General features: G+C 59.5%; 8 protein-coding genes. All 8 read left to right on the forward strand.

Features of this window, described 5'->3' with window-relative positions; all coding sequences use genetic code 11:
* Positions 1-212 precede the first annotated feature (212 nt).
* The 8 genes from ACTG2T_RS19245 (at position 213) to hybE (ending at position 11,483) form a co-directional block, all read left to right on the forward strand.
* Positions 213-389: a hypothetical protein gene (locus tag ACTG2T_RS19245; protein ID WP_323891698.1), complete on the forward strand. Its 177-nt coding sequence runs from the start codon at positions 213-215 to the stop codon at positions 387-389.
* Positions 386-4,414, forward strand: coding sequence for an ATP-binding protein (locus tag ACTG2T_RS19250; RefSeq protein ID WP_330124605.1), 4,029 nt, complete (start codon positions 386-388; stop codon positions 4,412-4,414). Before ACTG2T_RS19245 ends, ACTG2T_RS19250 begins: the two co-directional genes overlap by 4 nt.
* 955 nt (positions 4,415-5,369) lie before the next feature.
* Positions 5,370-6,503: a hydrogenase 2 small subunit gene (gene hybO / locus ACTG2T_RS19255; protein WP_005345182.1), complete on the forward strand. Its 1,134-nt coding sequence runs from the start codon at positions 5,370-5,372 to the stop codon at positions 6,501-6,503.
* Between the two features lie 2 nt (positions 6,504-6,505).
* The gene (gene hybA, locus ACTG2T_RS19260) at positions 6,506-7,552 is read left to right on the forward strand and encodes a hydrogenase 2 operon protein HybA (RefSeq protein ID WP_330124606.1); all 1,047 of its coding nucleotides are present in this window, start codon (positions 6,506-6,508) and stop codon (positions 7,550-7,552) included.
* On the forward strand, positions 7,545-8,732 hold the full coding sequence (hybB, locus tag ACTG2T_RS19265; protein ID WP_005351459.1) for a Ni/Fe-hydrogenase cytochrome b subunit: 1,188 nt from the start codon (positions 7,545-7,547) through the stop codon (positions 8,730-8,732). Before hybA ends, hybB begins: the two co-directional genes overlap by 8 nt.
* On the forward strand, positions 8,729-10,432 hold the full coding sequence (hybC, locus tag ACTG2T_RS19270; RefSeq protein WP_216955265.1) for a hydrogenase 2 large subunit: 1,704 nt from the start codon (positions 8,729-8,731) through the stop codon (positions 10,430-10,432). Before hybB ends, hybC begins: the two co-directional genes overlap by 4 nt.
* Complete coding sequence (locus tag ACTG2T_RS19275) at positions 10,432-10,962, forward strand: HyaD/HybD family hydrogenase maturation endopeptidase (RefSeq protein ID WP_204483671.1); 531 nt, start codon at positions 10,432-10,434, stop codon at positions 10,960-10,962. The genes hybC and ACTG2T_RS19275 overlap by 1 nt, the downstream gene beginning before the upstream one ends.
* Complete coding sequence (gene hybE, locus ACTG2T_RS19280; RefSeq protein WP_330124607.1) at positions 10,944-11,483, forward strand: hydrogenase-2 assembly chaperone; 540 nt, start codon at positions 10,944-10,946, stop codon at positions 11,481-11,483. Before ACTG2T_RS19275 ends, hybE begins: the two co-directional genes overlap by 19 nt.
* Positions 11,484-11,559: the final 76 nt, after the last annotated feature.

Below are 11,559 nucleotides of genomic sequence, written 5' to 3' on the forward strand. Positions count from 1 at the left end.
GCTGACCCATCTTCTGATGGTGTACAACCGCCATTACCCCATATCCACTTTTTTCTTGTATCCGGTTTATCCCTTGTGAGTTGCTGGCTCCTGTCGGGTTGTGCGCACATTTCAACCGGGTTGTCATGGCTGCCTGTCGGGGGATCCGTTATGGTGTGAGAAAGGTTGGCAGGGGTCGCCATCCTCCATCTTGGCAGGGAGAATCACGAGATATGGAACATCTTGCCCCGAGCGCGGCTCATCCTATGGTGCTGCTGGTTGATGATAAGAGTGGCTGCCACAAGTTGATGAATGCGCTGCTCGGTGAGTGCCTTTTATTGCACGTCTTCTCCTGTGAGGCGGTGCTGATGATGGTCAGGCAGAACGATGGAGCATGCTGTCAACCATGAAATCGCGTCTCTGGCACATTACTGCCGTGCTGTTGCTCTCCCTGATGTTGGCCACGCTGGTCGATGCCTTCTATCTGGAGCTGGAGCGGCAGGAGTATCGCCAGTCGCTGGATACCCGCATTCAGCGCGAGGGCGACAATCTGCAGCAACTGACCCTCTCAAGCAAGGGGATGGGGGCGGTGCAACTGGCTGGCCGCCTCAACCGCGAGATCCAGCAATCGTCACTGCTCGAGCGGGGGGAGCTGAGCCCGAGCGAAGCTCTGCAGGTGTTGGCGCAGGGGGTGAAGGCCAATCATGCCTTTGTTACCAATAAAGCAGGGGTGATTGTCCGTGATTGGGATGCGCTTGGCCGCCATGTCGTCGGGCAGGATGTGTCGTTTCGCTCCTACTTCAGGCAAGGGCTCAAGGGGCTGGAAACAGTAGATGCCGGGGTTAGCCTCAATACCGGCAAGCGGATGATCTATGTGGCGGCGCCAGTCTCTCACGATCGGGCGCAAGGAAGCGACATTACTGGGGTGGTGGTGGCGCGTTACGAGATGGCGCTGCTCGATACCTTTCTGGCCGGGTGGGGCGATACCATCGGTTTGCTGGTCTCGCCAGATGGAGTGGTGATGGCCAGCAACAAGAGCGATTGGCAAATGGCGGTGGTGGGACCGAACTCTGCCGCCAGGCAACAGCAGCTCTTTGCCTCTCGCCTATATGGACACTACTTTGCCCCGGATCGCAAACCGGTGATCCTGCCTGCACTCGATGGCAGTGAAGTTCGGATAGGGAAAGATAGCTATCTGGTGAGCCGCTTGCCTATCGAGTGGCACGATGCCAAAGGGCAGTGGACGCTGCTGCTGTTGGGCAATGTGGAACAGGCCGTGTCAGGATGGCGGCGAGTGGCCTTGTTCGGCACCGCCCTGTTGATATGTCTGAGCTCGGCCCTGCTCTGGCAGGGGCGGATGTTGCGTCGCCGCAGTATCCGCGAGCGCAACGAACAGTTTGCCTTCCAGCAGGCATTGATCGATACCCTGCCACATCCTCTCTTCTATACCGATAATCAGGGTCGCCTGCTGGGGGTAAATCGCGCCTTTACCAGCTCATTTGGTGGTGCCCGCCCGCTTGAGGGCAAGCGGTTGGCGGAGTTGCCCCAACTTGCCGGGTTGGACTCGGCGGATGAGGACAACACCTTGTTGAGGGTGGCTGGCAGCCAGGCCAGAACGCAGCATGAGGTGCGCCTGTTTTCGCCGGATGGCCGTCCTCTGGACATGCTCTATTTTCTCTCGGGGATCGAGCTTGCCGAGAGCGAGCGAAGCGGTGCGGTCGGCAGCCTGGTCGACATCACCCCGATCCGTGCCGCCGAGCAGGCCATGCGGGAGGCTCATGACCGGATAGCGGCAGATCGCCAGCGGCTGCACGAGAGCGAGCAGCGGATCCAGTCCATGGTGCGCAACGTACCGGGTATGGTCTATCGCTGCTTGCCTCATCATCCCTGGACAATGTTGTTCGTCAGCGACGAGGCGGAAAAATTAACCGGCTATCCCGCCAGCGATTTTGTCGATAACAGCCGCGATTTTGGTGACTTGATCCATCCTGATGACCTCGAACTGAGCAACCGCAACACCATCGATGCCATTGCCGAACATCGGCAATACATCAACGAGTACCGCATCTTCGATCGCTGGGGTCAGCTCCGCTGGGTCTACTCCATCGGACTCGCCACCTATGATGCCGAGGGTAAGGCCATCTATCTGGACGGGATCATCTTCGATTTCAGCGACCGCAAGCAGGCTGAGGCCGCCATGCTAGAAGCTAGGCAGATCGCCGAAGATGCCACCCGAACCAAGAGCGAATTTTTGGCCAACATGAGCCATGAGATCCGCACGCCAATGAATGCCATCATCGGCATGGCCCATCTGGTGCTGCAAACCTACCTCTCCCCCGAGCAGCACAACTATGTGAGCAAGATAGACAGAGCGGCGAACAACCTGCTCGGGATCCTCAACGACATCCTTGACTTCTCCAAGATGGAGGCGGGCAAGCTGCAACTGGAGAAGGTGGATTTCCAGCTCAACGAGGTGTTCGAGTGGCTGGCGGATCTTACGGCGTTTCGGGCGCGGGAAAAGGGGCTGGCGCTGCTGTTCGATCTGGCCGCTGATCTGCCTGACCGTTTGTGCGGCGATCCCCTGCGGCTTGGCCAGATCCTGCTCAACCTGACCAGCAATGCCATCAAGTTCACCGAGCAGGGAGAGGTGATTGTCCGGCTGGCACGCAGTAACGAGCGAGATGGCAAGATCTGGCTGCAGGGCAGTGTGCAGGATAGCGGTATCGGGATGACAGCCGAGCAGTGCCAGCGTCTCTTCCACTCCTTTGAACAGGCTGACAGCTCGACCACCCGCAAATATGGTGGCACCGGTCTTGGTTTGGCCATCACGCACAATCTGGTGCAACTGATGCACGGGGAGATCCGGGTGGAGAGCACCCCGGGGCAGGGCAGCGAGTTCCACTTCCGTATCTGTCTCGCCACCCTGGCGGATCAGGGTAAGGAGAAAGAGCAACGTGTGGCCATGCCGCTGGCGCCGCAGCGTCTGCTGTTGCTGGAGTCGTATCCTGCTTCGCGAGCGGCCATTCTCCACCAGCTGGCGGCGCTGCCTGTTGAGCTTGTCTGCGCGGACGAGCTCGCCGCGCTGCTGGCACTGCTGCATCAAGGCATCGCGGCGGGCAAACCCTGTGATCGAGTTGTGCTGGGCTGGCAGGAGGGGGAGAGCTGGTTGTCAGAGGTGCTGCAGGAGGTTGGCACGCTGGCAGCGCCGCCCGCGATCTTGCTGATCACCTCGGGCGATCCCGCACCGCTTGCCAGCAATGTTGCTGCGCTGGGGTTGGCGCCGTGTGATGTGCTGGCCCATCCGTTTACCCCGCAGGCACTGTGTCAGGCATTGTGTAAGGCGCAGGGGGGCGATGCCGTGGGACGAGAGGCGTTATCGGATGCAAGCCCCCATCATCAGGTTGCGCTGCCCGCTCATGGGCTGGCGGGGGCTCGTCTGCTGTTGGTGGATGATAACGACATGAACCGGGAGGTGGCGCTGGCCCTGCTGGGCAAGGAGCAGATCTCCCTGGTCTGTGCTTGCGATGGGGCACAGGCGCTCGCCCTGCTTGCGCAAGATCGCGGGTTTGACGGTATCCTGATGGATTGCCAGATGCCGGTGATGGACGGGTACACCGCGACCCGGTTGATCCGCGCCGATCCAGCGCTGGCCCGGATCCCCATTATCGCCATGACCGCCAGCACCATGGCCGGGGATAAAGAGAAGGCGCTGGCGGCAGGCATGAATGACCACATCGCCAAACCCTTGAATATGCCGCTGTTACTGGCGACCCTCTCGCACTGGATCAAGCCTGCCAGACCACTGGCTGCCGCCAGTAAGTTGCAGGTGACTGACGATGTGGCCCCTTGGCAAGAAGTGCCCGGCCTTGACGTGCCGCGGGGCATGGCCGTGATGGGGGGCGACAGTGCGCTCTACCACAATATGTTGCAGCGCTTCTGTAACGGGCAGCAGGGGTTTGAAGCCAGTTTCCACTCGGTATGGGTATCGGATGACAAAGTCACGGCCCGGCGTCTGGCTCACACCCTCAAGGGCAGTGCCAGCACCATAGGGGCGACCGGTGTGGCGGATCAGGCGGCGCTGCTCGAGCAAGCCTGTGAAGAGGGGGATGATGCAGGGGTCGCAACCCGCTTGCCATCCCTGATGGCCGAGCTGAAGCCCCTGCTGTCTGGGCTGGAAGCCGCGCTGGCAGTGTCCCCTGTGACGATGGGCGCTTCCCGAGGCATCGATGCCGGGATGCTGGCGGCGCAACTCCAGCAGTTGGGGGCCTTGCTGGCACAGAGCGATGCCCAGGCGTTGGCGCTTTGTCAGCAGATTGAGGCTGATCTGGCTGGCAGTGCATTGCCGCTGCGTGCTGCATTTCAAGAGGTGAGCCGGGCGGTCAACGAGTTCGAGTTCGATAAGGCGCTGCAGTTGCTGGCACCACTGCTTGGGTGATGGTTAACACCCTTATCGCTTGTCATGTTCATCGTCATCCCAACTCATTTTTTAGGGTTGCCATTGAACAAGAATAATTATCATCTATATCGATAGATATGGATATTTACGCTATGGTTAATTACGCAGGGTGACGTGAAGGTAAATAGTGTGAATACGTGCAGTAACATCTGTAACCGGATGAGCGAATGTATCGCGAGTTAAATATGATCACTATGTTGAAGGCAGCCTTCCACCTTGCCTTTTCTCTCTCCATTAATTTGAATGCAGATTCACGATGATGCGTAAACATATCCGTGAGTGCGATATTTTACTCACCAGCATCCAAGACAATAAAGAGTGGGGGGAGCGTATTGATATGCATACCTCTGCGGCACCTTTTCATTAAGCGGTGTTAAACGGCAGGGAGGCCAAGCGGGGTTGTGCTGTGTGGGCTCGCAGTAGAACGTGTCGCACTGAAGCGCAGGTAAAATGCAAACTGAAACCAAGCTACATGCAGGTAAATCGTGCCGTGCAGGCCGTGCTTGCTACCGGTGGCAGCTGGCCGTGAGACAGTTCTGGTGTGGGGAGGCAAGTCAGGAGGTTGTCCCGTGGATGACTGCATGAAATATGCAATGAGATGAGTAAAGATATATTCAATGGATCATTTATGGGTGGGCATCAGTATTGTGAAATGAGCGGTATAGCCAAGATTTCAATCATGTTAATTTGGCTCACAGTGAAAGAGAGGATATGCGGTGATTAATTATTTAATATCCAATTAAGTTCATAAAATTTACGGTATCGCTAAATATCTCTTAGGGGGTAATTAATTTCATTTGTGATGTGGCTCGCTATGAAAATAGGGGTAAGCCGGTCGAAATTGATAGAGATCAATACTGCAGGGTGGGTGAGTCCTTAGCATTTCCGCTATTAAGCATTTATCAAACAAGTGCTCACTACGGGAATAAGTAGAATGGTCGAGGATAATTTTTTATCGGCTCATGGGATTAATCGCCGTGATTTTATGAAATTGTGTGCCGGGATGGCCGCAACCCTGGGATTAAGTCAGCATGCCGTCGCCAAGATGGCCACTGCGCTCACCAGCCCCGAACGGCCGCCGGTGATCTGGATTGGGGCGCAGGAGTGCACCGGTTGTACCGAATCGCTGCTGCGCGCCACCCACCCCACCATCGAGAACCTGATCCTCAACACCATTTCGCTGGAGTACCACGAGGTACTCTCGGCGGCCTTTGGTCATCAGGCGGAAGAGAACAAGCACAACGCCATCAAGCGCTATAAAGGCAAGTATGTGCTGGTAGTGGATGGCTCCATTCCGCTCAAAGATGGTGGCGTCTACTGCATGGTGGCCGGTGAGCCTATCGTCGACCATATTCGCCGTGCTGCCGCCGACGCGGCTGCGGTGATCGCCATAGGCTCCTGTGCTGCCTGGGGCGGTGTGCCTGCCAGCGGCGGCAACCCGACCGGCGCGGTCAGCCTGGAAGAGGCGCTCGGCAATATCGGCACCCCGATCATCAATATCCCGGGATGCCCGCCCAATCCCCACAACTTCCTCACCACGGTTGCCTACTACATCACCTACGGCAAGCTGCCGGCGCTGGATAGCAAGAAGCGTCCGCTGTTTGCCTATGAGCGGCTGATCCACGAGAACTGCGAGCGCCGTCCGCACTTTGACGCAGGGCGTTTTGCCAAGGAGTTTGGTGATGAGGGCCACCGGCAGGGCTGGTGTCTCTACCATCTGGGCTGCAAGGGGCCGGAGACCTACGGCAACTGTTCAACTCTGGAGTTCTGCGATGTGGGCGGCGGCATCTGGCCGGTCGGCATCGGTCACCCCTGTTATGGCTGTAACGAGCAGGGGGTCGGTTTTAGCAAGGGGATCTTCCAGCTCGCCAAGGTAGAGAATCCGACTCCGAGGGTGGATAAACCCGATGTGAAGATCCAGGAGGGGGGCTATACCTCGCCCACCGCGACCGGCCTTATCGGTGGCGCCCTCGGGGTGCTGGTAGGGGTGAGTCTGATGACGGTGCGTGAACTCGGTCGCCAGCAGAAACGCCACGAAGCCGGGCAGCACCCATCACGGGAGGAGTAGCCGTGAACAGACGAAACTTCCTCAAATTTGCCTCCGTCGGCGCGCTGGCGGCGGGCACAGCCGTACCCGGCACCGCACTGGCGGCGGCCAAGAACAAGCCGCCCATTCCCGGCGCACTCGGCATGCTCTACGACTCCACCCTCTGCGTTGGCTGTCAGGCCTGTGTGGCGGAGTGTCAGCGCCTCAACGGCAACCCGGCCAATCCAGCCGGGGCGCAAACCTGGTCCAACAACGACAAGCTGACCCCCTACACCAACAACATCATTCAGGTGTGGAAGAGCGGCACTGGCGAGCACAAGGATCAGCTGGTGGATGGCTACGCCTACATCAAGAAGCAGTGCATGCACTGTGTCGATCCCAACTGCGTCTCTGTCTGTCCGGTGCAGGCTCTTAAAAAAGATCCCAAGACCGGCATCGTTCACTACGACCCGAGCGTCTGCACCGGCTGTCGCTACTGCATGGTGGGTTGCCCGTTCGATGTGCCCAAATATGACTATGACAACCCGCTGGGGGCGATCCACAAGTGCGAGCTCTGCAACCAGAAGGGGCTTGAGCGGATCGATCAGGGCAAGTTGCCTGGGTGTGTCGAGGTGTGCCCCACCGGCGCCGTCATCTTCGGCACCCGCGAGGAGCTGATGGCAGAAGCCAAGCGTCGTCTGCTGGCGACTCCGGGCAGCGAATATGCCTATCCGCGCCAGACCCTCTCTGCCAACGACCCTTACCTGCACGAAGTGCCCAACTACCAGCCTTACGTCTATGGCGAGAAGGAGGGGGGCGGCACCCAGGTGCTGGTGCTGGCCGGGGTGCCCTATACCAAGCTCGATATGCCCGATCTGCCGGAGCTCTCCTCCGGTGCCCGCTCCGAGCATATCCAGCACACCCTCTACAAGGGGATGGTGCTGCCCATGGTGGTGCTGACCGGCCTTTCGGTGCTCATTCGCCGCAACACCAAGAATGGTCACGATCACCATCACGATGATGGCCATGATCAGGTGAGTGCGCAGATCAAGGATCAGGGCACCACAAAGGGAGGCAAGGATCATGAGTAATCACAAGGCACATCCCCTCGGCGGCAAGCTGGTCAGCTGGCCTGTGCTGGTGCTGGCCCCCTTTGCCGTGTTGTGCGGCATGTTGATTTTAAAACGCCTCGTCTTCGGGCTGGGCTCGGTCACCGATCTGAATGGCGGCTACCCCTGGGGGCTCTGGATCTCGTTCGATCTCTTGATCGGTACCGGTTTCGCCTGTGGCGGCTGGGCGCTGGCCTGGGCTGTCTATGTGTTCAACAGGGGCGAGTATCACCCGCTGGTGCGACCGGCCCTGCTGGCGAGCCTGTTTGGCTACTCGCTGGGCGGCCTCTCCATCACCATCGACGTGGGGCGTTACTGGAACCTGCCGTACTTCTACCTGCCTGGGCACTTCAACACCTCCTCGGTGCTGTTCGAGACGGCGGTCTGCATGACCATCTATATCGGGGTGATGGCGCTGGAGTTCGCTCCCGTGCTCTTGGAGAAGTTCGGCTGGAAGGCGTCGCTCATTCGCCTCAACAAGATCATGTTCTTCGTGCTGGCGCTGGGGGCTCTGCTGCCCACCATGCACCAATCCTCCATGGGATCCTTGATGATCGTCGCGGGGGAGAAGATCCATCCGCTCTGGCAAAGCTACGAGCTGCTGCCGGTCTTTTCGCTGCTGACCGCATTTATCATGGGCTTCTCCATCGTGGTATTTGAGGGCTCTTTGGTGCAGGCCGGATTGGCGGGGCGGGGCCCCAACGAGAAGTCGCTCTTCTACAAGCTGACCCAGGTGATCGACATCTTCCTGATCCTGTTTGTGGCGCTGCGTTTTGCCGAGATCGTCATCCACGACAAGTCGGAGTATCTCTCAGAGTTCAATCGCTTCTCCATCATGTTCTGGAGCGAGATTGCGCTGATGATCTTCCCGCTGCTGGTGTTCCACTGGGACAAGAGCCGCCGGGATTCGCGCATGTTGTTCCTGGGGGCCCTCAGCATGCTGCTGGGCGCCGCCCTCTGGCGGCTGGATTACTCCCTGCTCGCCTTCAACCCCGGCAATGGCTACCACTACTTCCCCTCCGCGGAGGAGGTGCTGATCTCTCTGGGCTTTGTTGCCATCGAGGTGTGTGCCTATTTGCTGTTGATCCGGCTGCTGCCGGTACTGCCATCACTTGAACGTGTTCACCAAGATTATCAGGCCCGAGGGAAAGCCAACGTATGAGCCAACGTATCACCATAGACCCCATCACCCGCATTGAGGGGCACCTGCGTATCGACTGCGAAATCGAAGGCGGCAAAGTGACCAAAGCCTGGTCGTCCGGCACCATGTGGCGCGGGATGGAGGAGATCGTCAAGGGCAACGACCCGCGCGATGCCTGGATGATAGTGCAGCGCATCTGCGGGGTATGTACCTCCATTCACGCCATTGCCTCGGTGCGGGCGGTGGAGAACGCTATCGGCGCCAAGGTGCCGGTCAACGCCCAGTTTATCCGCAACCTCATCATCGCGGCCCACAACATCCACGATCACATCGTTCACTTCTATCAGCTCTCCGCGCTGGACTGGGTGGATATCACCGCAGCCCTTGAGGCCAATCCGCAAAAAGCGGCGGACATGCTCAAGGGGGTATCAACCTGGTCTCTCAACAGTGCTGATGAACTGACCAAGGTGCAGGATAAAATCCGCGCCCTGGTGGCGAGCGGCCAGCTTGGCATCTTTGCCAACGGCTACTGGGGTCACAAGGCGATGAAGCTGAGCCCGGAGGTGAACCTCATCGCCGTGGCCCACTACCTGCAGGCACTGGAGTGCCAGCGCGATGCCAACCGCATTGTCGCCATTCTGGGGGGCAAGAGCCCGCACATCCAGAATCTGGCGGTGGGCGGCGTGGCCAACCCCATCAATCTGGATGCGCCCAGCGTGCTCAACCTGGAGCGGCTGCTCTATGTGAAGAGCTTTATCGACCGGCTCGGCGAGTTTATCGAGCAGGTCTACAAGGTGGATGCCGCCATCATCGCCGCCCACTACCCCGAGTGGCTGAGTCTGGGGCAGGGGGCCAAGCACTATCTGAGCGTGCCGGAGCTGCCCACCGACGCTAACGGCGGCAGCTTCCTGATGCCGGGCGGCTATATCGAGAATGGCAATCTGACGGGTTATCGCCCCATCGAGAGCCATCAGGATGGCTGGCTGATGGACGGCATCGCCGAGAGCAACAAGCACGCCTGGTACAAGGATGACGAGCCCCTCAAACCCTGGGAGGGCAAGACCGAGCCCGATTACACCGGCTGGCAGGATGACGGCAAATACTCCTGGGTCAAATCCCCCACCTTCTACGGCAAGGTGGTGGAGGTGGGGCCGCTTGCAGACTTGCTGGTGAAACTGGCCGCCAAACACCCGGAGACGGTGGCGCATTTCGATCAGCTGAACGGCATTTATAAAGCGCTGACCGGCTCGGCCATCAAGACCGAGCAGCTGCACTCCACCATGGGCCGCATCATCGGCCGCGCGGTGCGCTGCTGCGTGCTCAAAGATACCCTGTCCCATCAGTGGAAGGCGCTGGTGGACAACATCGGCAAGGGGGATACCACCGCCTATATCAAGGCCGAGATCCCGGCGGACAAAGAGTTTCGCGGGGTGGGCTTTGAAGAGGCGCCGCGTGGCATGCTCTCCCACTGGATCGTCATCAAGGATGGCAAGATCGAGAACTATCAGGCGGTGGTGCCATCGACCTGGAACTCGGGCCCGCGCAACTTCAACGATGAACCCGGCCCCTACGAGCAATCTCTGGTGGGCACCCCGGTGGCGGATCCCGCCAAACCGCTGGAAGTGGTGCGCACCATCCACTCGTTCGACCCCTGCATGTCCTGCGCGGTGCACGTGGTTGATACCCAAAATGGCGAAACGACTCAGGTGAAGGTGCTGTGATGAACACCCTGATCCTAGGCGTGGGCAACCTGCTGTTGAGCGATGAGGCGGTGGGGGTTCGCATTGTCGAGGCGCTGGGGCGGGAATACCGTTTCGCCCCCGGCATCGAGCTGCTCGATGGCGGCACCGCCGGCATGGAGTTGCTCGAAGCGATGGCCAGTCGCGATCACATCATTCTGGTGGATGCGGTGCGCAGCGGTAATCCGCCGGGCACCGTGGTGACCCTGAAAGATGAGGAGATCCCGACCCTGTTTGGCCGCAAGATCTCCCCGCACCAGCTGGGACTGGCGGATGTGCTCTCGGCACTGCACATGACGGGGGAGTCGCCCAAGCGGCTCACCCTGATCGGGGTCGAGCCCGAATCCCTCGAGCCCCGCATCGGCCTCACCCCCGTGGTGGCTGCTGCCATGGGGGAGGCGACGGATCGGATTTTGACCCTGCTGGCAGCCGTTGGTGCGCCCGCGATTGCGCTCTCTGAGCAGGAGAAAGCTGAACAAGCACGGGAGGGCCTATGGCGCAGTCCCATTTAAGCGAGGTTGAGAGAGTGCTGGAGAGAGTACCGGAGACGGCGCAGGAATTTGCCGGTTTTGCAAGCGATCCCGCACCTCTGCTGGTAGCCCAGTACGAGCGGATCGCTCGCGAAGAGATGCAGGCGCTGCCCTTCTATCACGCCACCATGCCCATTGTGGCCGAGTGCACGTTGTTTGAAGGTCAGTGGCTCGGCTGCGTGCTCACCCCCTGGATGTTGAGCGTGGTGGTGCTGCCGGGGCCGGATCAGCTTTGGCCGGTACGCAGCAACAGCGATCGGCTCGCCCTGCAGCTCCCTTGCGGCAACATGACCTTTATGGTGGGTGAACTGCCCGAGACGGGACAGCTGCTGGCTTGCTCCCTGATGTCGCCGCTCGATCCCCATCTCGGTGCCGAGGAGGGGCGAGCACTGGTGAGCAGCACCCTCAAGATGCTGTTCTCCTTGCCGGTGCAGCAAGGGGCTGGCGGCGTGGATCTGGGTCGCAGACGGCTATTCGGTGCCCGGCGTGCTCAACCGGCATAGTCGCTAGGTTTCACGCGAAATCAAGTTTAGAATAGGGGGCCATTTTGGCCCCTCACTCCCATGTTCAGACACGCAT

The organism is Aeromonas sp. 75A, assembly GCF_051919425.1.
GTDB classification, from domain to species: Bacteria; Pseudomonadota; Gammaproteobacteria; order Enterobacterales; family Aeromonadaceae; genus Aeromonas; species Aeromonas veronii.